Below are 24236 nucleotides of genomic sequence, written 5' to 3'. Positions count from 1 at the left end.
CCATGGGTCAGAAAGTTAGTCCTATTGGAATGCGTACTGGTGTCATCCGTGACTGGCAGTCCAGATGGTATGCAGACGATAAAGATTTCTCAAAATTTCTGATGGAAGATGTGAAAATCCGTAACTGTGTTGAAAGCTACTACAAAAAACTTTCTTTAGCAGCTGCAGATAAGAGAAAAGCAGATCCTCAGATTTCTCGTGTTGAGATTGAAAGAACGCAGAATCGTTTGACAGCGATCATTCGTACTGCTCACCCAGGTGTTGTCATCGGCCAAGATGGTAAATCCATCGAAGGTCTGAAAAAAGAATTAGCAAAAATCACTTCTGCTAAAAATATTCAGATCAACGTCGTTGAAATCGCCAACCCTAATCTTGATGCAAGATTAGTTGCACGTTGGATTGCAAACGAACTTGAAAACCGTAAATCCTTCCGTGCTACTCAGAAAAAAGCTATTCAGAACACAATGCGTTCTGGTGCAAAAGGTATCAAAACTTCTGTATCCGGACGTCTTGGTGGAGCTGATATCGCTCGTGCTGAAGGATATTCCGAAGGTGTTGTACCACTTCACACACTTCGTTCCGATATCGATTACGCTATTGAAGAAGCTGACACTCAATACGGTAAGCTCGGTGTAAAAGTATGGATTTGTCGTGGTGAAGTTCTTCCTGGAGAAATGGTTAAAGAACCAGAAGCACCAAAACAAAGAAGACAACGTCCTACACGCGGCAGAAATGGCCGTCAAGGAAATGACCGTCGTCAAGGCGGCAAAAATAACCGTCAGCCACGCAGAGATGGTGCACGTGCTGCTAGACCAGCTGCACCTGAAGCTGCTCAGGCCGAAGGAGGAAACGAATAATGTTAATGCCAAAGCGCACAAAATACCGTCGTCCTCATCGTTTAAGCTACGAAGGTCGTTCTAAAGCAGGACGCAGCGTAGAATTCGGTGAATACGGATTGGTAGCTGACAGCGGAAACTATATTTCAAACCGTCAAATCGAAGCGGCTCGTGTTGCGATGACTCGTTACATGAAACGTGGTGGTAAAGTTTGGATCCGAATTTTCCCACACCTGGCTAGAACTAAAAAACCTCTTGAAGTCCGTATGGGTTCCGGTAAAGGTGCTCCAGAAGGATGGGTAGCAGTAGTTAAACCTGGACGCGTAATGTTCGAGGTTGCTGGTGTACCTGAAGAAGTTGCAAAAGAAGCTTTACGTCTTGCTGGACACAAATTACCAGTGAAGACACGCTTCGTTCGGAAAGGAGAAACTGAATAGTCATGAAAGCAAGTGAACTTCGTACTAAAACACAAGAACAGCTGTTGCAGGAAATGAACCTTCTTAAAGATGAACTGTTCAATCTCCGATTCAAACAAGCTACTGGTCAATTAGAAAATACAGCACGCCTTAGAGTTGTAAAAAAAGACATCGCAAGAATTAAAACTGTTCTTGGCGAAATGAATAAATAGTCAGGGAGGATTCGAACATGGAAGAAAGAAATTCTAGAAAAGTTTACCGTGGCAGAGTCGTTTCTGACAAAATGGACAAAACTGTCACTGTTGCCGTAGAAACGATGAAAAAACATCCTCTGTACGGTAAACGCGTTAAATATACTAAAAAATTCAAAGCCCACGATGAAATGAACGTTGCTGGAAAAGGCGATCTTGTTGAAATTATGGAAACAAGACCACTTTCCAAAACCAAACGTTTCCGTCTGGTTAACGTCGTTGAAAAAGCCCGTGGATAAGCTGGGAGGAAAAGCAAATGATTCAAAATGAAAGCCGTTTGCGCGTGGCCGACAACACGGGTGCCAAAGAAGTTTTGGTTATCCGTCCACTTGGCGGAAGTAAGCGCAGATTTGCCAACATCGGTGATGTCGTTGTGTGTGCCGTTAAACAGGCAGCTCCTGGCGGAACCGTTAAAAAAGGCGATGTAGTTAAAGCTGTAATCGTCAGATCTAAATATGGTGTACGTCGTGACAACGGTACTTACATCAAATTTGACGACAACGCAGTTGTAATTATTAAAGATGACAAATCCCCAAGGGGAACTCGTATTTTTGGTCCAGTTGCACGTGAACTTCGTGAAAAAGACTTCATGAAGATCGTGTCCTTGGCTCCAGAAGTACTGTAAGGAGGATTTTTTCGTGAAGATTAGAAAAGGCGATAAAGTCCAGGTAATGACCGGGGCTTATAAAGGCACAATCGGCGAAGTCCTTGCAGCTTTCCCAAAAGAAAACAAGGTCATCGTTGAAGGTGTTAACGTAGTAAAAAAACACCAAAAACCTACTCAGGCTAACCCTGATGGTGGAATCATCGAAAAAGAAGCAAAAATCCACGTTTCAAACGTTGCTCTTTACGATGAAAAAGCTAAAGAAGCTGGTCGCGTAGGATACAAATTTGTCGAAGACAAAGATGGTAATACAGTTAAAGTTCGTTACTTCAAAAAAAGCGGTAACGAAGTAAAAGAAAAAAAGTAGGAGGATAGAACATGAACCGGTTAAAAGAAAAATACCAGTCCCAGATCGTACCGGAACTGATGAAACAGTTCAACTATTCTTCCACGATGCAGGTTCCGAAGATTGAAAAAGTTGTTGTCAACATCGGTGTTGGGGACGCTATTCAGAACTCCAAGTTTATGGATGAAGCAGTTGAAGAACTCGCTGCTATTACTGGTCAAGCTCCAGTAATCACTAAAGCAAAAAAATCCATCGCGAACTTCAAAGTTCGTGAAGGCATGCCAATCGGATGCAAAGTTACTTTACGTGGCGTTAAAATGTATGAATTCTTAGATAAATTATTCAACATTTCTTTACCACGTGTACGTGACTTCCGCGGTGTTTCCGATACAGCGTTTGATGGACGCGGTAACTATACTCTCGGTGTAAAAGAACAAATCATCTTCCCAGAAATTGACTTTGATAAAGTTAATCGTTCTAGAGGTATGGATGTTGTTATTGTTACAACTGCAGAAACAAATGACGAAGCTAAGGCTCTGCTCACTTTAATGGGTATGCCTTTCGTCAAAAAGTAGGAGGAACTCATGGCAAAGAAAGCGATGAAGTTAAAACAGCAGCGTCCTCAGAAATTTAAAGTTCGCGAGTACACTCGCTGTCAGAGATGTGGTCGTCCACACTCTGTATTGAAAAAATACGGCATCTGCCGTATCTGCTTCAGAGAATTGGCTTACAAAGGTCAAATTCCTGGAGTTAAAAAAGCAAGCTGGTAACAAGGAGGTTATTTATCATGACATTGTCCGATCCAATTGCAGATATGCTTACTCGTATTCGCAATGCTCTTGCACAGAAGCATGAAACAGTCTCCATGCCTTCCAGCAAAGAGAAAGAACGTATTGCGAAAATCCTTGTTGAAGAAGGTTACATCAACGGTTTCTCCACAGAAGCTGATGGTGTTAAAAAATCTTTAACAATCGATCTGAAATATGGTAAAAACGGAGAAAAAGTTATCTCTGGTTTAAAACGCATTTCTAAACCAGGATTCCGCGTTTATGCACCTGCAGACAATCTGCCACGTGTATTAAACGGACTTGGCACCGCTATCATTTCCACTTCTAAAGGTGTAATGACAGACCGTGATGCTAAAAAAGCCAATGTAGGCGGCGAAGTTATCGCTTATATCTGGTAATATATTAAATTGTTAGAATCATGTGCTCATAACCTATTTCAGGCAATGACCCTTTAGCGAAGCCCTTAATTCGTCGGATCATTGTAGGCATTCTATATGTCATCTAAATTTCGAAACTTATCTTTATGATATGCGGAATAGGCTGAGTGCATTGATTTTGATAAATCTGAATATAAGAAAGTCCCCGTTTCGACGGGAGCTTTCGTGTATTTAGGGATTTATCTATATACTGGTTCGTCCAGTTATTGCAGGAGGAAATTACTGAATGTCACGTATCGGCAATAAACTGATTACCGTTCCTGCTGGTGTTACTATTGACGTAAAACCAGGGAATGAGGTGACTGTCAAGGGGCCAAAAGGGACTTTGACAAGAAAATTTGCAGATTATCTTACTTTAGATCTCGCAGATAACACAGTCATTGTAAAACGCCCAAATGACTTAAAAGCAACAAAACAGATGCATGGTACAACACGTGCTCTGCTTCACAACATGGTTGTTGGTGTATCCGAAGGATTCCAAAAAGAACTCGAACTCGTAGGTATCGGTTTCCGTACAGCAGTTAAAGGCAACACTTTAACAATGAACGTTGGTTTCTCTCATCAAGTAGATATGGAAATTCCAGCTGACTTAGAAGTTACATGCCCATCTGCTACAACTATCGTTGTAAAAGGTATTGATAAACAAAGCGTTGGTGAATTCGCAGCTAACGTAAGAGCAGTTCGTAAACCAGAACCTTACAAAGGCAAAGGTATTCGTTATAAAGATGAATATGTTCGTCGTAAAGAAGGTAAAACTGCTGGTAAGAAATAGTGGGAAAGGAGTATAGAAAATGATTAAAAAACAATCTAGAAACGCAGCAAGACAGAAACGTCACTTACGTATTCGTCAGAGAATCAGCGGAACTCCTGAATGCCCACGTTTAAACGTATTCAGAAGTAATGCTAACATTCAGGCTCAGATCATCGATGATGTTCATGGCCACACTTTAGTATCTGCTTCTTCTGAAGCAATGAAACTGTCTAACGGTGGTAACATTGAAGCAGCAAAATTAGTAGGTGCTGAACTCGCTAAACGCGCACTTGAAAAAGATATTAAAAAAGTTGTGTTTGACCGCGGTGGATACCTTTACACTGGTCGTGTTCAAGCATTAGCTGATGCCGCTCGTGAAGGCGGCCTGGAATTCTAGGAGGTCGCCATGGCAAACGAAAGAAGACAAAGAAGAGAACCAAAAGAGTTCGAAGAACAGGTAATCTCCATCAACCGTATCGCTAAAACAGTTAAAGGTGGACGCCGTATGCGTTTTGCTGCTTTAGTCGTAGTTGGTGACAAAAAAGGCCGCGTAGGTGTTGGAACTGGTAAAGCTAAAGAAGTACCTGAAGCTATCCGCAAAGCATCTGAAGCAGCTAAGAAAAACATGTTCACTGTACCAATCGTTGGTACAACTATTCCTCACGAAATCACAGGTGCATTTGGTGCAGGAAAAGTATTTATGAGACCCGCATCTGAAGGTACTGGTGTTATCGCTGGTGGTGCAACTCGTGCAGTTCTTGAACTTGCAGGTATCACTGACGTATTAACTAAAAACCTCGGAAGCCGTACAAAAATCAATACAGTGCGTGCAACTGTACAAGGTCTGCAGTCTTTACGCACACTTGACCAAGTAGCTGAACTTCGTGGCAAAAAGCCAGAAGAAATCCGCGGGTAAGAAGGAGGAAACGAAATGAAATTACATGAACTTTCCCAGACTGAATCCCGTGCATCCAGAAAAAGAGTTGGACGCGGACCTGGATCAGGTCTTGGTAAAACATCTGGACGTGGACAAAAAGGTCAAAAAGCACGTTCCGGTGGTGGAGTACGTTTAGGTTTTGAAGGTGGTCAAACAACTTTGGCTCGCCGTTTACCAAAACGTGGATTCACTAACTTCAACCGTAAAGAATATGCTGTATTGAACGTTAGAGACTTAAACCGTTTCGAAGACGGAACTACAGTAACTCCAGAATTATTAAAATCTGAAGGTATCCTGAAGAAACAACTTGCTGGAGTTAAAATCCTTGGTGAAGGAACTCTTGAGAAAAAACTGCACGTTGTAGCAGCTAAATTCTCTAAATCAGCTGAAGAAGCAATCGTTAAAGCAGGCGGAACTATCGAGGTTCGTTAATTAATGAAAACCATTAAGGCAATGATGATGAACAAGGATATTCGTAATCGAATCCTGTTCACTCTCTTTGCCTTTCTTGTTTATCGTTTGGGATGTGCGATCACAGTTCCAGGCGTGAACACGGAAGGACTCGTAGCAAGCATTGAAGATAACAGCTTGTTTGCGATGATGAGCCTGCTTGGAGGCGGTGGATTAGAGCAGTTCTCGGTTTTTGCGATCGGGGTTACACCTTACATTACCGCATCTATCATCATCCAAATGCTTAGTATGGATGTTATTCCAGCACTTGCTGAATTGTCCAAATCCGGAGCGAATGGCCGTAAGAAATTAGACCAATACACTCGTTATTTAGCAGTTGTTTTTGGTTTTGTTCAATCAATTTCTATCAGCTATAGCTTCTCAAACATGTACAACGGGTTATTTATTGGTGGATTAAGCACTGCTAAATTACTTTTTGTATCGATGATCTTTACTGCAGGATCCATGTTCCTTGTCTGGATTGGTGATCAGATTTCTGCTAAAGGAATCGGAAACGGTGTATCGATGGTCATTATGGCTGGTATCGTGGGCCGTATGCCTCAACAATTCGCAGATGCTTGGAACACTCTCGTCAACGGCGAACTTGCTCACGGAGGCTGGATCTTTGCGGCATACATTTTAATTTACTTATTAATTATCGTTTTAGTTACTTTGATTAATACAGCTGAGCTGAGAATTCCAATCCAATACACATCTTCATCGATGTCATTGGCGAAAAATTCTAAAATGAACTATTTGCCATTAAAGATCAACTCTGCATCTGTAATCCCAGTAATTTTTGCATCTTCCTTGATGATGGCACCTCTTCAGGTGTGCAGCTTCTTTGCGAAAGGTGCCGGCTGGTATGTTACGATGCAAAACTGGCTAGGCTTAAAAACTTGGTATTCCATTTTAATCTATGTTGTTTTGATTTTGACATTTACATTCTTCTATTCGAAAATGCAAATCAATCCAGAACAAGTTGCAGATAATCTTGGAAAATCCGGTGCTTACATTCCAAGTGTAAGACCTGGTAAACAAACAGAAACTTATATCGACAAAGCATTATCAAGAATTACTGTTCTTGGTGCAAGTGCTCTTGCATTAATTGCAGTATTACCTCACTTGATGCCATTGATTTGGGCAGATATGCCAACTTCTATGGCTCTTGGTGGTACAGGTATGATCATCGTTGTCGGTGTAGCTATCGAAACTGTTCGTCAAGTTCAAGGCCTCGTTACTCAAAAAGCGTATAAAAAATATTACGATTTTGACTAAGCTTATAATCGCCTATATCCTTTCTGGATATAGGCTTTTTTCTGATGTGTTGTTATCTGGCCATGCATCAAGGCTGGTATAAACATGAAAAATCAAATAATCAATGTTGCAATCAGTTGCATTCACTTTGAATAAATATGTTTAAAGATTAAAGGATGTATATGCTCTTTGCGTTTTTGTGTCAAAGAACACAGGATATTTGAGTTTTAGTAAACAAAATAAATGACATATAAATCAGAGATTATTAGTCATGATAGAAGTGAGCAAAAATGTAAAGGAATACAATTTCACTTTCCATTAACGAGTCAAGCCTTTCTTATGACAATTCATTCAGTAGACTTGTGCAAATTTGCAATAAATTAGAGAATAAATAATGAAATTTGTTTATCTATAGAGTTTGAAAATAGATGACAAGCCAGAATCAGACGGTTTATCTTAGAGTGCTGCTTTGCATCATCGTAATCTTATAAAAGAAACTGTTGATTTAGAATTGATTTTCAAATTCTGATTAAACAAATGAGCTTATTTGAACCCAAGTATTTCACATGGATTCCACATAGATAGAGGGAGAACTGCAATGAATTTATTTATCATGGGTGCGCCAGGTTCTGGAAAAGGAACTTTCAGTAGCCGTTTAAAAGACCAATACCAAATCGATCACATCTCAACTGGAGATATTTTCCGTAAAAATATCAAAGAAAATACAGCACTTGGTCAAGAAGCAAAAACTTACATGGACAAAGGTTTGCTTGTACCAGATGAACTTGTAAATAAAATGGTTTTAGATACACTGCGCAATTTACCAGCAGATTCAAAAGGTTATTTATTAGATGGTTACCCAAGAACATTAGAGCAAGCGAAAGCTTTCGATGAAATGACTAAAGGTACACCACAAGAAGTTGAAACTGTTTTATATTTAGATGTTCCAAATGAAGTTTTAAACAAACGTATCTTAGGTCGTCGCACTTGCCCAAATTGTGGCGAAATTTACAACATCTACTTTAAACCTACAAAAGTAGAAAATGTATGTGACCATTGCCAAACTGAATTAACTTATCGTGCAGATGATAACGAAGAAAGCTTAGCTGTTCGCTTAGGTGAATACGACAGAGCAACTCGCCCAGTTATCGAACATTACCAAGATCAGAACAAAGTTGTCCTCGTAGATGCAAACCGCGACTTCGAAGCAATTTGGACAGATATTTCTGCAAATTTAAATTCATAAAATTCCTTGCATTAATTTGAAATTGCGCCTATACTAACTAGGCGCAATTTAGTTTTTTATATGGTCCAAAACTAGGTTCGCAATGAAAAATCAATGGAATTTTCCCCAAAAATAGAGGAAAACATTGAAGCAGGTAAAAATCCTGCCTGCCGTCTAGCCCGCGGTTGAAGCCCAAACTGGGAATTCTACTACAAAGTAGATCGCGCTTAGCAGACTATCACGTTTCTACTAAAATACGTTCAATCTATGAGGGGATTTTAGCAGGTTGAATACGTGAACATCGAAAGGGGTATACACATGAAAGTAAGACCATCCGTGAAACCCATCTGTGATAAATGCCGTGTCATCCGTCGTAATGGCAGAGTCATGGTAATTTGTGAAAACCCGAAGCACAAACAGAGACAGGGTTAATTAATTTTTAACAGGAGGAAGAAATGGCTCGTATCGCAGGAGTTGACATTCCAAATAACAAACGGACTGTCATTGCCTTAACCTATATTTATGGAATTGGCGCACCAACTGCTGAAAAAATTCTTAAAGAAAACAATATCAGCGAAGACATTCGTGTTAAAGATTTAACAGAAGAACAGCTGAACACATTAAGAAAAGCAGTTGATCAGATTAAAGTCGAAGGTGACCTTCGTCGTGAAGTTCAATTGAACATCAAACGCTTGATGGAAATCGGTTGCTACAGAGGTATCCGTCACCGTAAAGGTCTGCCTGTTCGTGGACAACGTACAAAAACAAACGCACGTACACGTAAAGGTAAAGCAAAAACAGTAGCTAATAAGAAGAAATAGAAAGGATAGGTGACATAATATGGCAAAGAAACAGCAACAAGTTAGAAAACGTCGCGTTAAAAAGAATATTGCTAGAGGTATGGCACACATCCACTCTACTTTCAACAACACGATCGTAACAATTACTGATGAAGGCGGAAACGCAATTTCTTGGAGCTCCGCTGGTGCTCTTGGATTCAAAGGAAGCCGTAAAAGTACACCATATGCTGCACAAATGGCAGCAGAAGCAGCTGGTAAAGCTGCAATTGATCACGGTATGAAATCCGTAGCAGTTGAGGTTAAAGGACCAGGTCCTGGACGTGAAGCTGCTGTCCGCGCTCTGCAAGTTGCAGGTTTGGACATCACTATGATCAATGATGTAACACCAATCCCACATAACGGCTGCCGTCCACCAAAACGCCCACGTGGTTAATGGATAGGACACTGTTTCGTGTATATAATAAATATATATATACAACAGTCGGGGGAAACTTTAGTTTTCGCTAAAAAAGGAGGTCCAGCAGATGAAACAATACGAAATTAAAACTTTAGAAGAAACACAAGCTTCTGGAAAGTTTGAAATTGCGCCTCTTCCTGACAAATTCGGGATCACACTAGGAAACGCATTACGAAGAGTTCTACTCTCTGCTATTCCTGGCGGTGCTGTTTTCAGCATTCGTATTGACGAAGTGTACCACGAGTTTACAGGAATTGAGGGAGTAACCGAAGACGTTGCTCAGCTCATTCTGAATTTAAAACAACTCATTTTGAAAATCGATATTGCAGACAACAGTATTTACACATTACGCATTCGTAAAACAGGACCATGTGTTGTCACAGCTGGCGATATTCAATGCCCAGAGGGAGTTGAAGTACTCAACAAAGATCTGGTGATCTGTACATTATCCGCTGGAAAAGAGTTCAGCATGGACATGCAAGCTAAACTTGGCCGTGGCTATGTTGGCGCCGATATTAATAAGCACAGACAGTCTGGTGAAAATACGCCTTTAGGCATTATTTACACCGATTCGCTGTTCAGCCCGATCACACGTGTCGCATATAGTAGCGAATCCCACGTTGATGAAAATGGACAGCTCTATGATGTATTGACAATGGAAATCGATACGGATGAAACATTAAAACCATCCCAAACATTATCGATCGCATCCAAGATTTTGAGAGATCATCTCGCAATCATCACTGACGCAGATTTCTTATTGAAAAATACAGTCGAAGAGGAAGAAGAAACTCAATTAGAAGATCCTTCTTTAAAATCTAAGATGATTGAAGATCTTGAACTTTCTGTTCGTTCTTACAACTGTTTGAAACGTGCAGGAATTTCCACAGTCGATGAATTGTGCCAGAAAACTGAAATGGAAATGCAGCATGTCCGTAACTTAGGTAAAAAATCGCTGCAGGAAATCAAAGACAAAATTTACTCATTGGGTCTGCACTTCAGATCCGGTGGAGAGAACGCATAGGAGTCGAAGATGAGAAATCGTAAATTAGGCCGTACAGCTGATCATCGTAAAGCTTTACTTCGTAACATGGTTACTTCTTTGATCGAAAACGGCTCTATGGAAACCACTGAAATGAAAGCGAAAGAACTCAGCTCAGTGATGGATAGTCTCGTTACTCTTGCTAAACGTGGCGATCTGCACGCACGCCGTCAGGCTGCTGCTTACGTTCGCAACGTTGAAGTTGATGACGAAGGCACCACTGCTCTGCAGAAACTTTTCAACGAAATTGGTCCAGCTTACAAAGATCGCAATGGTGGATACACTCGTGTAACTAAAACACGTATCCGTCGTGGTGATGCTGCTCCAATGGCAATTGTTGAATTCGTAAAATAAGTTCAGCTTACTCAATACAAAATAAGCAAGAGGAAAATCTAGCCTCTTGCTTTTTCTTTACCCAATTCAAGGGACAGTTGAATTTATTTTATGTTATTCTTCTAAATAGAAACTTTAATGCCTAGCGTTAAAGGTTATATCATTAGGCATTCATGCCAATTAAATAGTCGGGTATTCCCCATGACAAATGGAAGGAAATTAGATATATGAGTAACATAGACGAGCTGACACGGTATGGTATTGTGCACCTCGTACCGATTCTACAAGCGGATTCTATGGAGTATATGGAAAAATTGTTTGAGACACTCCATCCTAAAACGTTTTTAGAAATTGGAACGGCAATTGCGCGCACATCGATTGCTTGCGCAACGATCTTAGACGATGTGAAAATCGTTACGATCGAAAAAAATCCAGAGATGGCAAGTGTCGCTAGACAGAACATTCTCAACTCCGGATTCGCAGATCGCATCACGCTAATTGAAGGGGATGCAAGAGAAGTAGAAGTTCCTGATTGGAAATATGACATGATCTTCATTGATGCAGCTAAAGGCCAATATCAGCGTTTTTTTGAAAGATATTCACCGATGCTTAATGAAGGTGGATTGATTGTATCCGATAATATGTTTTTCCACGGACTAGTCGAACATCCTGAACGTACGAATAATCGCCATACCAAGGGGTTAATTAAACGAGTTCAACGCTATCGTGATTTCTTGGATCAACATCCAGATTATGAAACCACGATTTTAGAAGTTGGCGATGGACTGGCCCTTACGAGAAGAAAGGATGATTCTCATGTTTAAATTTTTAGTGAAAACAGCTGTAACTGTTGGAATTGTCGGACTTGCTTTAGAAGGAGTCAAAAAAGTATTACAAAATCGCGATGAAAAACAAAATGCGGATCTTGATAAACATTGCGAAGAATACATCACGATTACACCTTCTTTTCCAGTCGAAACGGAAACAAACACCCCAGTAGAACCTGAAGAATCAGTAGAAAACGTAGAACTAGTGGCCAATGCAAAACCAGTTCAAAAAGCAGACCTCACTGAAGAAGAATCACAAAAAGAAGGATCAAATCCAACTGAAGAGTCAATTGTAAGTCAATCTGTAGCAGAATAGGGGAATACTTCGTTTACTAGAAATAGTAAACTCAAAACGATTCGATCGTTCTTGTTGAGCTGAATAAAATTAAATTCTCTAAAAGAGATGAAAGGATAAAGAGATGAAAGGTTTAGAACGTCTTTTAAAAATTGTAACTTCAATTGTGGTAATCGCTGCTGCTATCTTGGCATTTTTCTACTTTTTCCAATCAAAAAAAGAGCGCCTCGATGAATTAAACGATTACTTAATGGGCGATGATGACGAAGAGTCAACATACGATGATCAAACGGAGGATTCAGCCGATTGTAGCGACATCGAATATCTACAACGCGATATGCGCTGCTTAGATCAACTTGAAGCGAATCAATCTGCTCAATTAGCATTTTTAGTTGATCCTGATTACTTAACAGCTTTCCAAAATACACTTGCTGATGCGGGATATTCTTCCGAATATAATCCTGATTCACAAATGTTAGACATGTTGTTAGCTGGCCCAACTGATCACGAAGAAATTTCTGAATTGGGCGAATTGTTGTCAGAATTATTAACATCAACACATTCAACTTATTTGGGATTTGCCTTACAATAGGCATCCCTTTTTTAATGCCTTATACAAGGAGAAAGATCAAAGATGGATTGTAGTCCGTCTGGCGAGTAAATCATGCAATGTTGGCCTTGAAAACGTTATCTTTTTCGAATCATTTTCAAGCTTATTGGCAAGACTAATGTAATTGAAATAACTTTTTGTATAATGGATAAGATGTTGAGAAAGGCGGTATGTATGGAAGCAATCGAACTTGAACATCTATCTTTTAGCTATGATGGACAAACAGATGTATTAAAAGATATCTCTTTAACCATTCCTAAAGGGAGCTATACCGCAATTGTCGGGCATAACGGATCTGGGAAATCAACTTTAGCTAAGTTGATTATTGGTTTATTAGAACCAAAATCAGGAACGATTAAAGTTCTTGGACAAACTTTGACCGATCACAACTTAAAAGCAGTTCGTGATCATGTTGGGATTGTTTTTCAAAATCCAGATAACCAATTCATTGGCTCGACAGTGGCAGATGATATTGCCTTTGGATTGGAAAACCATTGTGTCCCAACAAAGGACATGCAACGAATTATCGAAGAAAGTGCTGCAAAAGTCTCTATGAGCGATTACCTGAATGCGGAACCGACCAACTTATCTGGTGGACAAAAGCAGCGGGTTGCTATTGCGGGGATTCTAGCGATGAGTCCTGAAATCATCATTTTTGATGAATCGACAAGTATGCTTGATCCGCAAGGCAAAGCAAGCGTCAATGAACAAATTCGCAAATTAAACGAAGCGAAAAACATCACAATTTTATCCATTACTCACGATATGGAAGAAGCTGCCCAAGCGAGTAATGTGGTCGTTTTAGATCAAGGAACCATTGCGGCAATCGGCACTCCGGCCGACGTGTTCCAAAATGACGCGCTCATGAGTCGCCTTCGCCTCGATTTACCATTTGGTTTGAAAGCAGCAAAAGCTTTTCAAGCCCATGGAATTGAAATTGATGCGGTGATGAATAATGCACAATTAGTGGAGGCGCTATGCCAATTGAAATAAAAGATTTGGAGTATACGTATTCACAAGGAACTCCATTTGAACATAAAGCATTAAAAGGTGTGAACTTGACGATTCCAACAGGAAAAGTCATAGCAATTATCGGCCAGACTGGATCGGGAAAGTCGACTCTTGTTCAACATCTCAATGCCTTAATTAAACCAACAAAAGGATCGATTGATATTTGTGGGTTTCATATCACACCGGATACGAAGCTTAAAGATGTCAAAATTTTACGTAAAAAAGTCGGCTTAGTTTTCCAATTTCCTGAATATCAATTATTCGAGGAAACAATTGAAAAGGATATCGCTTTTGGTCCGAAAAACTTTGGGGTAGAACCAGAAGAAATCCAACAACGCATTCAAGAAATTCTGCCTTTAGTAGGATTGGATGCAAGCTATTTACAACGTTCGCCATTTGAGCTCTCTGGAGGTCAAAAACGCCGTGTGGCGATTGCTGGAATTCTCGTTCAAGATCCAGAAATCTTAGTGCTTGATGAACCGGCTGCAGGATTGGATCCCCAATCAGCCCAAGAAATGATGTCATTATTTATGCGTTTGAATCGACAAGCGAATAAAACGATTATCCTTGTCTCCCACGACATGGAACACGTTTTACGTTATTGCGATGAAGTGATTGTCATGAAAGATGGCAAAGTTAAAACGCAAATGGATGTCCATGAATTTTTCAAATATCCTGATATCCTTAGAGAAATTGACATCAATCCCCCGGGAATTGTGCAATTAAAAGAAATGCTCCAACAAAATGGATTTGAGATTGATCCCGATTCCTATTCGTTGGATGAACTTGCCCAATCTTTGAAAGGACAGGTGGCTAGCCATGAATAACATTGCTCTTGGCCGTTACTTGCCTTTAAATACCATCATTAACAAGATGGATCCGCGTTCTAAAATTTTGATTTTACTTGTGATGATGATTACGGTCTTTTTACCGGCTGGATTTATCGGCTATGTTCCGATTTTAATCTTCATCGCTACGGCTTTATATTTTTCGAAATTAAAACTGACTTATGCCCTACGTGCACTTAAACCAATGATCTGGATGTTTATCTTCTTATTGGTGATTAACGTTCTTGTCATGCGCACGGGAACACTGTTGATTTCATGGGGTTGGTTTAAAGTTTATTCAGACGCATTTAGTCAAACGGCTTATATTATTATTCGTTTAACGCTGATGATTATTTTATGTACCGTGTTAACGGCAACGACTAAACCACTTGATTTGACATTAGGAATTGAAAAGCTACTCAAACCTTTTGAAAAAATTGGTTTACCAGCTCACGTGATTGCGATGATGATTTCGATCGCATTACGTTTTATTCCGACTTTAATTGATGAAACAAATCGCATTATGAATGCGCAAGCTTCTCGTGGTGTCGATTTGGAAAACGGGACGATGACTGAAAAGATTCGTGCCGTCTTATCCTTAATCGTCCCTCTATTTGTTTCTGCATTTGATCGCGCTGATCAACTTGCGGATGCGATGGAAGCAAGAGGATATGATCCATCTGCAACAAGAACACGCTACAAAGTGTTAAAAATGACAAATGTCGATTATTTCGCTATGGCATTCGCCCTTGTTGTCTTTGCAACTGATCTTGTTTTATGTTGGATCTAAAACTGAATGAATAAAATAGATGATGATGAATAAATGGACTTCGGCTGTTCTGTCGAAGTCCATTCACTGTAAAGGGGGAAAGTTATGCGCTATAAAGTGACAGTCGCATATGATGGCCATCGCTATGCTGGATTCCAAAAACAAATGAATGCCAATGGAATTCAAAGCGTGATTGAGCGTGCATTAGAAAAAATAATGAAACAACCAGTATCTATCACGGCCTCAGGAAGAACAGATGCTGGCGTTCATGCCCTTGGTCAAGTTTTTCATTTTGATGGACCAGAAACCATTGGTACGCGTGGATTCTATCAAGCTCTCAATACACTTTTACCCAAGGATATTCGAATTAAAAAAGTGGAATTTGCCGACGATGATTTTCACGCGCGTTTTTCCGTTCAATATAAGCATTATGACTACATCATCACCAATGAACGCGATAATCCATTTGTCGAGCATTATAAAGCAGTGATTTGGCAAAACTTAGATCTTGAATTGATGCGCCAAGGATCAAAGGTTCTAGAAGGTCAACATGACTTCACTTCGTTTTGCAACGCGCAAATCGATCCACGCAAACCACGAGTAAAAACCATTTTTAAAATTGATATTCTAGAACAAGGAAAAGATATTGTGATCTCCTATTTTGGAAATGGCTTTTTGCGTTATCAAGTGCGCATGATGTCAGCGGCACTCATGGCACTAGGATCGCATAAAATCACCGTCAAACAACTTGAAGAAATACTTGAGGCAAAAGATAAACACGCTTGTCGCTTTAACGCACCAGCCCAAGGATTATATTTAGTAAAAGTTGGCTATAAACCTTTTGACTTTAAGGGACAAAACAGCGACAATAACGAGGCGTCATTGGCAAAAATCGAAGAAGTATAAGGCTTGCATTGAAATGGAATGATATGCAATTAGACACATTCAATTTTGGCGAAATTTTCGCAGTAAAATTCAATATGTTTAATTGACATCGATCGATATTTTGCATAAGATTATCCGTGGCTATATCCAAGCCTTTGAGCCCCGGTAACGCTCATTGAAACGGAGGAAGCAAACATGCGTCAAACAACAATGGCAAAACCTGCTGAAGTAGAACGCACTTGGTATGTAATTGATGGCGAAGGTCAGACTCTTGGTCGCCTTGCTACAACTGCAGCACATGTACTGCGTGGTAAACACAAACCTACATATACACCAAACGTAGACTGCGGTGACTATGTAGTTATTATCAATGCAGACAAAGTCGTAATGACTGGTAACAAACTTAATACTGAAAAGTACTACAACCATTCCGGATTCTATGGTGGATTACGTGTTCGTACTGCCAAAGAAATGAAGGAAAAATACCCTGTTGAATGGGTTCGCAGAGCAGTTCAAGGTATGCTCCCACACACTCGTTTAGGTGATGTGCAACGTAAACACGTATTAGTTTACGCTGGTTCAGAACATCCACATATGGCTCAACAACCTGTAGAACTCAAGGTTAAAGGATAGGAGAATAGGAAATGGCAAAGAAAAATAACATTGTTCAGTACCTTGGTACTGGCCGTCGTAAAAAAGCCGTTGCCCGTGTTTTCCTTCGTGCAAACGGAACAGGGAACATTGTAGTCAACGGTAAAGAACTTAAAGAGTACATGCCTTCTGAAGTTCTTCAGATGGTAGTACGTGCACCTCTTGAATTAACAAACACTCTTGATCAATTCGACGTGTTAGTTAACGTTCAAGGTGGAGGATTCACTGGTCAAGCTGGTGCAATCCGTCACGGAATCACTCGTGCTTTAATGGAAGCTAGTGAAGATTACCGTCCTGCATTAAAAGCTGCTGGTTTTGTTACACGTGACCCACGTGCTAAAGAACGTAAAAAATACGGTCTTAAAAAAGCTCGTCGTGCGCCACAGTTCTCAAAACGTTAGTAATAATAGTTGTGAGAAATTCAAAGAAGTATTTAGACTTTGCAAGAAGTTTAAATGCTTCTTTTTTTCTTTTGCAGAGAATAGAAATAAACTTCTTGTTAGCATATGCATAATAGAAGTTATAAGAAAACTTCTATATAGAGGATGCTATAATGAAGTTATGAGGTGATAATAAATCTATGGTGAATTATCGAATTGGCGAAGATGTTCAATTAATTAGAGAGATGCTTAATTTATCACGACAACAATTTGCAAAAAAAATAGCAGTTGATATGACTACGGTAGAGAGATGGGAAACGGAAAAAACGGATGCAACGGAAGAAAATATCGAAAGCATATATACTTTTGCATTGAATCACAATATCTTTATAAACGAAATTAAAGCGCAACTATATTATGAAGAATTAACGAATAAAAATGAGTTGGTATTATTTCATGGCGCTAAAAAACGCATAGATGGTGAGATTGATATTGAACACTCTAAAACCAATAATGATTTTGGTAAAGGGTTTTATTGTGGAGAGAGTTTTGAACAGTCTTCGTTATTTGTAAGTGGATTTGACACATCAAGCGTTTATATATTGAGTTTTGACCCACAAAACCTCTCTAGCATAGAATATAAAGTCAATCAAGAATGGATGTTAACGATCGCATATTTCAGGGGAAGACTTAATGGGTATGAAGATCATCCGATTATTAATAAACTAATTCGTAAATTAGAAGGCGTAGATTATTTAATTGCACCAATTGCTGATAACAGAATGTTTAGAATTATAGATAGTTTTATTGAAGGTGAAATTACTGACGAACAGTGTATACATTGTTTGGCAGCTACTAATTTAGGATTTCAATACGTTTTTAAAACAGAAAAAGCTTTGAGTCAGGTGAAAATAATTGAAAGATGTTATTTGTGCAGTAAAGAAAAAGAAAAGTATCAAATTAAAAGATTAGGAGATAATAAACTTGGGGATGCTAAAATCAAAATAGCACGGAGACAGTATAGAGGACAAGGTCAATATATTGACGATATATTAGATGATAAATTATGAAAAGAGAAATGGATCAAACTGGCTTGTTACTATGTGATGTACAAGGTAAAATTTTTGAACAATCTATAACTATAGAAGATTGCAGTTCGAATATTTTTATTCGTCGATTTATGAATTCTAAATTTGTTTCTAGAATGGATAATTTAACTTTTTTAAATGAGAGTACGACAATTGAAGATGTTTTCGACGAAATTAACGAAGAGTACGGTAAATCTACTTATGGAAAAATCAAATTTTCAATGAATGAGATGTATTGGATCGGTTATATTTATAGATATCTATCCTATGTTTATCAAATCGACAGCAAGAATGCTTATAAGATTGTAAAAGGTAACGAACTTAGACGTCTGTTTTTTGCGTATCATTCCTTAGATCCAATGAATGCAATTGACCGAATTTTAGAAGCAAAATCAATAGTACTAGATAAAGATGTTCATCAATTGACTAAAGAGGGAGTAGAAATACTGAGAAGAATAAAGGGGTTTAACAATTAAAATATTAGACATCATTGTGAACAAAAAATAGAGAAGTGTTTAGACTTTGCAAGAAGTTTAAATGCTTCTTTTTTTCGTTTATGCAATCTTACAGAAATAGGAACGGAAGTAAGAATTAAGATTATGCGTTTGTGATAATATAAAATCACTGATCTAAATATTCTATTGCGACAAAGAATGAAGAACCGAATGCATCAATGATTGAAACCCTGAATAAGGATGGTATTTCATGAAAAAACTCTATTGTAAAAAATGCGGACATAAAATTAATTCGAAGTTTTTGTTTGTTCCAAACCGATGCGTTTGTGGCGCAAATCTAAATGAATGGGAAGAAGATACAGGACGAAGTTCGCTTCGCTATTTACTATGCTTATTGTTATTGATGCTTCCTCTATTTTTGATTGTTTATTTATTACGTAATGCATTAAGGAACTCAATATTATTCTTTGCATTTATTCTTGTCATTTCAATGATCTGGCTTCGGCTAGCAGATGGACTATTCGTTCGTTTGGGCATAGTAAAAATGAAGAATATCTTTATAAAGTAGATTTTTGATGTTGTGAGAAACTTTTGTATTCTCTGGTGTAACAACTGGATTGATCCTTTTTAACCATTTAACTCGCAAATTCACTGTTGCAGTGCGAGTAATGGTTGGTATTTTGACATTCCCATTTTATTTGATTGTGGGGATTATCGGTGTTATTCCTTTTTTGATTTATCAAGTTGTGCTTTTGATTAAAAAAGTAGGAGATCAATATGCAATTAAAAAGATTTCTAGCTGTAGCTTTACTATCCATGACGATCGGCGTAAGTGGTTGTGCTGCAAGTAATCGTGTGAATGAGAAACAGGATGATTTGATTTATCAAGAATCTATATCGCCAAATGAGAAATATGTAGAGAATCAAGAAGATGTGGTTCGCTACGATATCGAAATATACAAAGAAAATGAGGAAACTATTTCGATTCAAGCAAAATCAAATAGTGAGTTTTTTGAACCTTTAAGCTATGAATATTATGTCAACGCCCCTTTGAATCAAGAGGATATCAGCGTGGAGTGGACAACACTAAGTGGTGATCCTCAAGAAACAAAAGAGAATCAACTTTGTGTAGCGAAAATCAAGGTGAATGGAAATACTGATCAAATCAAGATTAATTTTGCGAATCGCGCAATTGAATTGATTGAAGATGCATTAGCGCATTAAACCGATGAAAAGGAATATTGCTTATTGTGAATTTTTTTAAGAAGAATAAAGAACAATTCATCACATTTATAGCTTGTGGGACTATTTTTATTGTTGCTTTATCCGTTATTGCCCTATTGAGTGGAACAATTATGCGCTTTTTCGGTTTTCGGTATGATTCGATCGGCAGCATGATTTTGTTTTTCGTCATCACAACGATTGTTTCATATCCAATGAATTTAATTGCCGGGGGATTGTCCAAAGCACTCTATCAAATAAAACGCATGAATAAAAATAGAGCAATTGTTCTGTATTTGATTTTAGATACAATTGCGACGTATTTGGGATTGATGATTGTGGATTATTGTCTGCCTTCTATTTCGGCAAGTCATTTATCCATCCTCGTTATGTCTTTTCTTTTCGCTTTACCGGGAATTGAAGATTTCAAAAATCCATAAACAGATCACATAGAATAGGAATGAAGTTATGGATATTATTTTAGTTGTTTATGCTTTATGTGTATTTTTACTTGGACCGATATGGATTATTCGAAGTGTAAAGGCGAATAGTCAAAATAAAATGAAAATGGTAGCGACAATTATAATCGATACGCTTTTGGTCGCAAGTGCAATTTATGCGTTAAGTATTGTGTTCAAATAGAAGAAAATTAAAGAGTAGGGATCATTATGGAAAAACAAGTCATTCGTTGTTCGAAGTTTGTCAAAGTATTAGGGATCATCACGACTGTTCTTTTTGGGCTGATGTGGGTTGTACCTCTTATCGCCGGTCATTTTCTGATGGCACTTTGTTTTTTCCCCTTTACGTTTTTAGGCATTGCGCTATTACTTGCGTACCAAAAACAAACAATTGTGATCGATCACAATACACTGACTTTCAATTATGTTTTAAAAAAATCAATAGAAGTGCGTTTTTCTGAGATTCGATGCTTATTATTGATTCCATTAGGGAATCGAACCCAAATGGCTTTGATTGATCGTGGTTATAATCGATTGGTCACATTAGATTCTATTTTTGGAAACTCTGACCTACTCTTTGATGCTTTAGCAGAACATGAAGTACAAATTGTCGATTTTGAAGAATTGTTAGAGCAGAAAAAAGATGTATCGAAATATGTGGGAACATTGAATGCGATAGAACGAAATTATTATCAATCTATTGTGCAAGAGACAGAAACAATCGACAGTATTTCTTCCGATCGTTGTCGATTCGATTTCGAAAAAGCGAAGAGATTTTTGCGTGTTTTAGGCATTGTCTTGATCGCGTTAGATGGAATAGCTTTTGTCGTTGGCGGAAAGCTGATGATGGTTTTATTTGTTTTAGTGATTCTAGGATCTTATGCGGTATACCTGTGGTATTATCCGTATATTTACATCGAAACGAAGACTAAAAAGGGCGAACAAGTCATGCTCCAAATGCCATTTTTGGGTGCCGCAATTGCCCTACTTTTAAACTTAACTTCGGCAAATACATTTGGATATGATCAAATTGCCTATTTTAAAACGACATTGATTATAGCGGTTGTCTTATTCATTCCTTTTGTGATCAAATCGGTACGGATCAAAGTGCCCCAACGATTTGTTCGGAAATTATCAGTAGTTTTCGCAGTTTTGATGATGTCCTTTACGATAACTTTCCCGGTCAGTTTCTTATTGACGTTTGAAAAGCCAACTCATGAAACGATTGTGATTACAGATAAAGATGTCGATACAGGCAATAGTTTGACGGATTATGAGCTGATTGCTTCTTGGCGTGGTGAAGAACAAGAGTTTAACGTGTCGAAAAGTCAGTATTTAAAAACTTCTATTGGCGATAGTTGTCGAGTTTGTATTCGCAAAAGTTTATTGGGTTTAGAGTACTACAGTGTTCATGAATAAATTAAAGTCGCATATGTTGAATTGAGAATGTTTTTGTTAGAGATCATTCATTTAAAAGCGGAAAAGTAAAATATAAAATTGACAAACGAAGTTCAACTTGCGATGATAGGATCATCAAAAGTGTTACTAGTCATGTAGGCATTAATTTGATAGAAATAAACATCTGTTTTAACTACTTGTTTTTTCTATTGTATTTATGCCTGCATTTTTTTTATCTGAAAATCATATTGTAGTAATTCATGCACGCATAGATACATAGAAATTTTGTCGAAAGGAGAAAAAAATGAAAGACAAAATTTTTAGTGTTTTGCAACGTGTCGGAAGAAGCTTCATGTTACCGATCGCTATTCTTCCTGTTGCCGGTTTGTTTCTAGGGATTGGTGGATCATTCACCAATACGACAATGCTTGAGGCTTATGGATTGATGTCAATCTTTGGTCCAGGAACAATTATGTTTGATCTGTTCAGCGTCATGTCTAAAGCAGGAGATATTGTCTTTGCCAACTTACCGATTATCTTCGCTATGGGCGTTGCGATTGGAATGGCTAAAAAAGAAAAAGAAGTTGCTGCTTTATCTGCCGCAATCGCCTTCTTTATCATGCATGCTTCAATTGGCGCAATGATTGAAGTTTTAGGGCTTGCCGAAACTTTACCAGCGGGTTCTATTACATCGGTTGTGGGAATTCAATCGTTACAGATGGGTGTATTCGGCGGGATTATCGTCGGATTAGGTGTTTCTGCATTACACAATAAATATCATACGATCGAACTTCCGCAAGTTCTCTCATTCTTTGGAGGATCCCGCTTTGTTCCAATTATCAGTGCGGTAGTTTACTTACTTGTTGGAATTTTAATGTCATTTATTTGGCCTTCGATCCAAAATGGAATCTATGCAGTTGGTGATATCGTAAGAAGTTCTGGATATGCCGGAACTTGGGTATATGGATTTATGGAACGTGCTTTAATTCCATTTGGTTTACATCACGTTTTCTATTTGCCATTCTGGCAGACTGGTGTTGGGGGGACAGCTACAGTTGCTGGAACTTTAGTCGAAGGGGCACAGAATATTTTCTTTGCGCAATTAGCAGATCCAAATACAACTCGTTTCTCAGTTGAAGCAACAAGATTTATGGCTGGGAAATTCCCATTAATGATTTTTGGTTTACCAGGTGCTGCGCTTGCGATGTACACTTGCGCCAAAGACAATAAAAAGAAAGTTGCTGGGGGATTATTACTTTCTGCAGCATTAACGTCCATGTTAACAGGAATTACAGAACCACTTGAATTTACTTTCTTATTTATTGCGCCATTGTTATATGTAATTCACTGCATCTTTGCCGGATTAGCTTACATGTTGATGCATATCTTCAATGTTGGTGTCGGAATGACTTTCTCTGGTGGTTTAATCGACATGACATTATTTGGGATTATGCAAGGGAATGCCAAAACAAACTGGATTTGGATCGTGATTGTTGGTGTATTCTACTTCATCCTATACTTTGCGATTTTCAAATTCTTGATTACGAAAAATGACTACAAAACACCAGGTCGTGAAGACGATGATCAAGAAACAAAATTATATACACGAGCTGATGTGAATGAGAAAAAAGCAAATGGTGCGGCATCAGCGAAAGACGAACAATCTGCACTGATCACAAAAGGATTAGGTGGAAAAGCGAATATTAGTGATGTCGATGCTTGTGCAACACGTTTGCGAATCACGGTTTTTGATCAAGAAAAAGTCGATGAAGCACTTTTAAAATCTAGTGGAGCAGCTGGAATTATCCGTAAAGGTAATGGTGTACAAGTTATTTATGGACCAAGAGTCAGTGTGATTAAAAGCCATTTAGAAGATTACTTAAGTGGTGATCATGACGAAACAGAAGAAGTAGATATCCAAGAAGTTGTTGAAACAAAAACAGAAAAAACAATTCTCGAAACTTTTGCGTCAATTACAGATGGTAGCATCGATTTAATTACGAATATGCCAGATGAAACATTCGCGAATAAAATGATGGGCGATGGAGTCATGTTTATTTCCGAAACAGGTGAAGTATATTCACCATGTGATGGTTCTGTTGAACTCGTATTCCCAACAAAACATGCAATTGGCTTAAAAAGTGAAAAAGGAAATGAAATTTTACTACACATTGGTGTAGATACTGTTAATCTAAATGGTGAAGGATTTACCGCATTTGTTGAAGCGGGTCAAACGGTTAAAAAAGGCGATTTGCTTGTAAAATTTGATCTCGAATTCATTAAGAAAAATGCGCCGAGTGATGCGATTGCTTTGGTCTTCACAAATTTATCACCAGATAGTAAAGTAGAAATCACAAAACTTGGTCCGGTAAAACAAAAAGAAGAAGTATTAAAAGTGTATTAGTCAATGTCACGATAAATGAAGAGAGAT

At 38.5% G+C, this 24236-nt stretch carries 34 protein-coding genes and 1 pseudogene; all 35 read left to right on the top strand.

The window, feature by feature from the left end; genetic code table 11:
• Positions 1-2: 2 nt before the first annotated feature.
• The 35 genes and pseudogenes from rpsC to ALLST_RS0107520 all read left to right on the top strand — a co-directional run bounded on the left by rpsC (position 3) and on the right by ALLST_RS0107520 (position 24209).
• Positions 3-857 (top strand): 30S ribosomal protein S3, encoded by an 855-nt coding sequence (rpsC, locus tag ALLST_RS0107695; RefSeq protein WP_019893573.1) that lies wholly within the window; start codon positions 3-5, stop codon positions 855-857.
• Positions 857-1273 (top strand): 50S ribosomal protein L16, encoded by a 417-nt coding sequence (rplP, locus tag ALLST_RS0107690; protein WP_019893572.1) that lies wholly within the window; start codon positions 857-859, stop codon positions 1271-1273. The genes rpsC and rplP overlap by 1 nt, the downstream gene beginning before the upstream one ends.
• 2 nt (positions 1274-1275) lie before the next feature.
• Positions 1276-1464, top strand: coding sequence for a 50S ribosomal protein L29 (rpmC, locus tag ALLST_RS0107685; RefSeq protein WP_019893571.1), 189 nt, complete (start codon positions 1276-1278; stop codon positions 1462-1464).
• A 17-nt stretch (positions 1465-1481) separates the two neighbouring features.
• Positions 1482-1742, top strand: coding sequence for a 30S ribosomal protein S17 (rpsQ, locus tag ALLST_RS0107680; protein ID WP_019893570.1), 261 nt, complete (start codon positions 1482-1484; stop codon positions 1740-1742).
• A 17-nt stretch (positions 1743-1759) separates the two neighbouring features.
• A complete protein-coding gene (gene rplN, locus ALLST_RS0107675) occupies positions 1760-2128 on the top strand; it encodes a 50S ribosomal protein L14 (RefSeq protein WP_019893569.1) in 369 nt (122 codons plus the stop codon).
• A 13-nt stretch (positions 2129-2141) separates the two neighbouring features.
• The gene (rplX, locus tag ALLST_RS0107670; protein ID WP_019893568.1) at positions 2142-2474 is read left to right on the top strand and encodes a 50S ribosomal protein L24; all 333 of its coding nucleotides are present in this window, start codon (positions 2142-2144) and stop codon (positions 2472-2474) included.
• Positions 2475-2485: 11 nt separating this feature from the next.
• Complete coding sequence (gene rplE, locus ALLST_RS0107665) at positions 2486-3028, top strand: 50S ribosomal protein L5 (protein WP_019893567.1); 543 nt, start codon at positions 2486-2488, stop codon at positions 3026-3028.
• Between the two features lie 9 nt (positions 3029-3037).
• Positions 3038-3223: a type Z 30S ribosomal protein S14 gene (locus ALLST_RS0107660; RefSeq protein ID WP_019893566.1), complete on the top strand. Its 186-nt coding sequence runs from the start codon at positions 3038-3040 to the stop codon at positions 3221-3223.
• Between the two features lie 17 nt (positions 3224-3240).
• Positions 3241-3639 (top strand): 30S ribosomal protein S8, encoded by a 399-nt coding sequence (gene rpsH / locus ALLST_RS0107655; RefSeq protein WP_019893564.1) that lies wholly within the window; start codon positions 3241-3243, stop codon positions 3637-3639.
• A gap of 265 nt (positions 3640-3904) precedes the next feature.
• Positions 3905-4450 carry a 50S ribosomal protein L6 gene (gene rplF / locus ALLST_RS0107650; protein WP_019893562.1) on the top strand — a complete coding sequence of 182 codons (546 nt, stop codon included), beginning with the start codon at positions 3905-3907 and terminating at the stop codon, positions 4448-4450.
• 19 nt (positions 4451-4469) lie between these two features.
• Entirely contained in the window at positions 4470-4826 is a 357-nt protein-coding gene (gene rplR / locus ALLST_RS0107645; protein ID WP_019893560.1) for a 50S ribosomal protein L18, read from the top strand.
• 9 nt (positions 4827-4835) lie between these two features.
• Positions 4836-5345, top strand: a complete 510-nt coding sequence (gene rpsE, locus ALLST_RS0107640; RefSeq protein ID WP_019893558.1) for a 30S ribosomal protein S5 — start codon at positions 4836-4838, stop codon at positions 5343-5345.
• 15 nt (positions 5346-5360) lie between these two features.
• The gene (rplO, locus tag ALLST_RS0107635; RefSeq protein WP_019893555.1) at positions 5361-5798 is read left to right on the top strand and encodes a 50S ribosomal protein L15; all 438 of its coding nucleotides are present in this window, start codon (positions 5361-5363) and stop codon (positions 5796-5798) included.
• Positions 5799-5801: 3 nt separating this feature from the next.
• Positions 5802-7094 (top strand): preprotein translocase subunit SecY, encoded by a 1293-nt coding sequence (gene secY / locus ALLST_RS0107630; protein WP_019893553.1) that lies wholly within the window; start codon positions 5802-5804, stop codon positions 7092-7094.
• 577 nt (positions 7095-7671) lie between these two features.
• Positions 7672-8319, top strand: coding sequence for an adenylate kinase (locus ALLST_RS0107625; RefSeq protein ID WP_019893551.1), 648 nt, complete (start codon positions 7672-7674; stop codon positions 8317-8319).
• A gap of 297 nt (positions 8320-8616) precedes the next feature.
• On the top strand, positions 8617-8730 hold the full coding sequence (gene rpmJ, locus ALLST_RS11360; protein WP_083922029.1) for a 50S ribosomal protein L36: 114 nt from the start codon (positions 8617-8619) through the stop codon (positions 8728-8730).
• Positions 8731-8753: 23 nt separating this feature from the next.
• Positions 8754-9119 (top strand): 30S ribosomal protein S13, encoded by a 366-nt coding sequence (rpsM, locus tag ALLST_RS0107620; protein WP_019893549.1) that lies wholly within the window; start codon positions 8754-8756, stop codon positions 9117-9119.
• Positions 9120-9138: 19 nt separating this feature from the next.
• A complete protein-coding gene (gene rpsK, locus ALLST_RS0107615) occupies positions 9139-9531 on the top strand; it encodes a 30S ribosomal protein S11 (protein ID WP_019893547.1) in 393 nt (130 codons plus the stop codon).
• Between the two features lie 88 nt (positions 9532-9619).
• Positions 9620-10579 (top strand): annotated as a pseudogene (locus ALLST_RS0107610) (DNA-directed RNA polymerase subunit alpha); the annotation flags it as partial.
• A 9-nt stretch (positions 10580-10588) separates the two neighbouring features.
• A complete protein-coding gene (rplQ, locus tag ALLST_RS0107605; protein WP_019893544.1) occupies positions 10589-10951 on the top strand; it encodes a 50S ribosomal protein L17 in 363 nt (120 codons plus the stop codon).
• Between the two features lie 206 nt (positions 10952-11157).
• Positions 11158-11754, top strand: coding sequence for an O-methyltransferase (locus tag ALLST_RS0107600; RefSeq protein WP_019893543.1), 597 nt, complete (start codon positions 11158-11160; stop codon positions 11752-11754).
• Positions 11747-12073, top strand: a complete 327-nt coding sequence (locus ALLST_RS0107595) for a hypothetical protein (protein ID WP_156816582.1) — start codon at positions 11747-11749, stop codon at positions 12071-12073. Before ALLST_RS0107600 ends, ALLST_RS0107595 begins: the two co-directional genes overlap by 8 nt.
• Before the next feature lie 103 nt (positions 12074-12176).
• Positions 12177-12644, top strand: coding sequence for a tetraspanin family protein (locus tag ALLST_RS0107590; RefSeq protein ID WP_019893541.1), 468 nt, complete (start codon positions 12177-12179; stop codon positions 12642-12644).
• A gap of 192 nt (positions 12645-12836) precedes the next feature.
• Positions 12837-13655, top strand: coding sequence for an energy-coupling factor transporter ATPase (locus ALLST_RS0107585; protein WP_019893540.1), 819 nt, complete (start codon positions 12837-12839; stop codon positions 13653-13655).
• Entirely contained in the window at positions 13640-14500 is an 861-nt protein-coding gene (locus ALLST_RS0107580; protein ID WP_019893539.1) for an energy-coupling factor transporter ATPase, read from the top strand. Before ALLST_RS0107585 ends, ALLST_RS0107580 begins: the two co-directional genes overlap by 16 nt.
• Positions 14493-15290, top strand: coding sequence for an energy-coupling factor transporter transmembrane component T family protein (locus ALLST_RS0107575; RefSeq protein ID WP_019893538.1), 798 nt, complete (start codon positions 14493-14495; stop codon positions 15288-15290). The genes ALLST_RS0107580 and ALLST_RS0107575 overlap by 8 nt, the downstream gene beginning before the upstream one ends.
• 84 nt (positions 15291-15374) lie before the next feature.
• On the top strand, positions 15375-16175 hold the full coding sequence (gene truA / locus ALLST_RS0107570) for a tRNA pseudouridine(38-40) synthase TruA (RefSeq protein WP_019893536.1): 801 nt from the start codon (positions 15375-15377) through the stop codon (positions 16173-16175).
• Between the two features lie 174 nt (positions 16176-16349).
• Positions 16350-16787, top strand: a complete 438-nt coding sequence (gene rplM, locus ALLST_RS0107565; protein WP_019893535.1) for a 50S ribosomal protein L13 — start codon at positions 16350-16352, stop codon at positions 16785-16787.
• An 11-nt stretch (positions 16788-16798) separates the two neighbouring features.
• Positions 16799-17206 (top strand): 30S ribosomal protein S9, encoded by a 408-nt coding sequence (rpsI, locus tag ALLST_RS0107560; protein WP_019893533.1) that lies wholly within the window; start codon positions 16799-16801, stop codon positions 17204-17206.
• Between the two features lie 179 nt (positions 17207-17385).
• A complete protein-coding gene (locus tag ALLST_RS0107555; protein WP_019893532.1) occupies positions 17386-18255 on the top strand; it encodes a DUF3990 domain-containing protein in 870 nt (289 codons plus the stop codon).
• The gene (locus ALLST_RS0107550) at positions 18252-18749 is read left to right on the top strand and encodes a hypothetical protein (RefSeq protein WP_019893531.1); all 498 of its coding nucleotides are present in this window, start codon (positions 18252-18254) and stop codon (positions 18747-18749) included. Before ALLST_RS0107555 ends, ALLST_RS0107550 begins: the two co-directional genes overlap by 4 nt.
• A gap of 756 nt (positions 18750-19505) precedes the next feature.
• The gene (locus ALLST_RS0107540) at positions 19506-19952 is read left to right on the top strand and encodes a hypothetical protein (RefSeq protein ID WP_019893529.1); all 447 of its coding nucleotides are present in this window, start codon (positions 19506-19508) and stop codon (positions 19950-19952) included.
• Between the two features lie 26 nt (positions 19953-19978).
• A complete protein-coding gene (locus ALLST_RS0107535; protein WP_019893528.1) occupies positions 19979-20389 on the top strand; it encodes a regulatory YrvL family protein in 411 nt (136 codons plus the stop codon).
• Between the two features lie 228 nt (positions 20390-20617).
• A complete protein-coding gene (locus ALLST_RS0107525) occupies positions 20618-21826 on the top strand; it encodes a hypothetical protein (RefSeq protein WP_019893526.1) in 1209 nt (402 codons plus the stop codon).
• A gap of 283 nt (positions 21827-22109) precedes the next feature.
• Positions 22110-24209 carry a PTS sugar transporter subunit IIABC gene (locus ALLST_RS0107520; protein WP_019893525.1) on the top strand — a complete coding sequence of 700 codons (2100 nt, stop codon included), beginning with the start codon at positions 22110-22112 and terminating at the stop codon, positions 24207-24209.
• Positions 24210-24236 lie beyond the last annotated feature (27 nt).

The sequence above is a fragment of the Allobaculum stercoricanis DSM 13633 genome (assembly GCF_000384195.1).
GTDB classification, from domain to species: domain Bacteria; phylum Bacillota_I; class Bacilli_A; order Erysipelotrichales; family Erysipelotrichaceae; genus Allobaculum; species Allobaculum stercoricanis.
This window is presented reverse-complemented; position numbering and strand designations above follow the sequence as displayed.

Bases quoted from the DNA above. Each gene is read 5' to 3' on its own strand.
- rpsE (WP_019893558.1), top strand. From the start codon at position 4,836: ATGGCAAACGAAAGAAGACAAAGAAGAGAACCAAAAGAGTTCGAAGAA.
- rplP (WP_019893572.1), top strand. From the start codon at position 857: ATGTTAATGCCAAAGCGCACAAAATACCGTCGTCCTCATCGTTTAAGC.
- rpmJ (WP_083922029.1), top strand. From the start codon at position 8,617: ATGAAAGTAAGACCATCCGTGAAACCCATCTGTGATAAATGCCGTGTC.
- rplR (WP_019893560.1), top strand. From the start codon at position 4,470: ATGATTAAAAAACAATCTAGAAACGCAGCAAGACAGAAACGTCACTTA.
- ALLST_RS0107580 (WP_019893539.1), top strand. From the start codon at position 13,640: ATGCCAATTGAAATAAAAGATTTGGAGTATACGTATTCACAAGGAACT.
- truA (WP_019893536.1), top strand. From the start codon at position 15,375: ATGCGCTATAAAGTGACAGTCGCATATGATGGCCATCGCTATGCTGGA.
- rplO (WP_019893555.1), top strand. From the start codon at position 5,361: ATGAAATTACATGAACTTTCCCAGACTGAATCCCGTGCATCCAGAAAA.
- ALLST_RS0107520 (WP_019893525.1), top strand. From the start codon at position 22,110: ATGAAAGACAAAATTTTTAGTGTTTTGCAACGTGTCGGAAGAAGCTTC.
- ALLST_RS0107625 (WP_019893551.1), top strand. From the start codon at position 7,672: ATGAATTTATTTATCATGGGTGCGCCAGGTTCTGGAAAAGGAACTTTC.
- ALLST_RS0107595 (WP_156816582.1), top strand. From the start codon at position 11,747: ATGTTTAAATTTTTAGTGAAAACAGCTGTAACTGTTGGAATTGTCGGA.
- rplM (WP_019893535.1), top strand. From the start codon at position 16,350: ATGCGTCAAACAACAATGGCAAAACCTGCTGAAGTAGAACGCACTTGG.
- rpsI (WP_019893533.1), top strand. From the start codon at position 16,799: ATGGCAAAGAAAAATAACATTGTTCAGTACCTTGGTACTGGCCGTCGT.
- secY (WP_019893553.1), top strand. From the start codon at position 5,802: ATGAAAACCATTAAGGCAATGATGATGAACAAGGATATTCGTAATCGA.
- rpsQ (WP_019893570.1), top strand. From the start codon at position 1,482: ATGGAAGAAAGAAATTCTAGAAAAGTTTACCGTGGCAGAGTCGTTTCT.
- ALLST_RS0107660 (WP_019893566.1), top strand. From the start codon at position 3,038: ATGGCAAAGAAAGCGATGAAGTTAAAACAGCAGCGTCCTCAGAAATTT.
- ALLST_RS0107585 (WP_019893540.1), top strand. From the start codon at position 12,837: ATGGAAGCAATCGAACTTGAACATCTATCTTTTAGCTATGATGGACAA.
- rplF (WP_019893562.1), top strand. From the start codon at position 3,905: ATGTCACGTATCGGCAATAAACTGATTACCGTTCCTGCTGGTGTTACT.
- ALLST_RS0107540 (WP_019893529.1), top strand. From the start codon at position 19,506: ATGCAATTAAAAAGATTTCTAGCTGTAGCTTTACTATCCATGACGATC.
- rpsC (WP_019893573.1), top strand. From the start codon at position 3: ATGGGTCAGAAAGTTAGTCCTATTGGAATGCGTACTGGTGTCATCCGT.
- rplE (WP_019893567.1), top strand. From the start codon at position 2,486: ATGAACCGGTTAAAAGAAAAATACCAGTCCCAGATCGTACCGGAACTG.
- ALLST_RS0107600 (WP_019893543.1), top strand. From the start codon at position 11,158: ATGAGTAACATAGACGAGCTGACACGGTATGGTATTGTGCACCTCGTA.
- rpsH (WP_019893564.1), top strand. From the start codon at position 3,241: ATGACATTGTCCGATCCAATTGCAGATATGCTTACTCGTATTCGCAAT.
- ALLST_RS0107555 (WP_019893532.1), top strand. From the start codon at position 17,386: ATGGTGAATTATCGAATTGGCGAAGATGTTCAATTAATTAGAGAGATG.
- rpsM (WP_019893549.1), top strand. From the start codon at position 8,754: ATGGCTCGTATCGCAGGAGTTGACATTCCAAATAACAAACGGACTGTC.
- rplN (WP_019893569.1), top strand. From the start codon at position 1,760: ATGATTCAAAATGAAAGCCGTTTGCGCGTGGCCGACAACACGGGTGCC.
- rplQ (WP_019893544.1), top strand. From the start codon at position 10,589: ATGAGAAATCGTAAATTAGGCCGTACAGCTGATCATCGTAAAGCTTTA.
- rpsK (WP_019893547.1), top strand. From the start codon at position 9,139: ATGGCAAAGAAACAGCAACAAGTTAGAAAACGTCGCGTTAAAAAGAAT.
- ALLST_RS0107550 (WP_019893531.1), top strand. From the start codon at position 18,252: ATGAAAAGAGAAATGGATCAAACTGGCTTGTTACTATGTGATGTACAA.
- ALLST_RS0107590 (WP_019893541.1), top strand. From the start codon at position 12,177: ATGAAAGGTTTAGAACGTCTTTTAAAAATTGTAACTTCAATTGTGGTA.
- ALLST_RS0107525 (WP_019893526.1), top strand. From the start codon at position 20,618: ATGGAAAAACAAGTCATTCGTTGTTCGAAGTTTGTCAAAGTATTAGGG.
- ALLST_RS0107575 (WP_019893538.1), top strand. From the start codon at position 14,493: ATGAATAACATTGCTCTTGGCCGTTACTTGCCTTTAAATACCATCATT.
- rpmC (WP_019893571.1), top strand. From the start codon at position 1,276: ATGAAAGCAAGTGAACTTCGTACTAAAACACAAGAACAGCTGTTGCAG.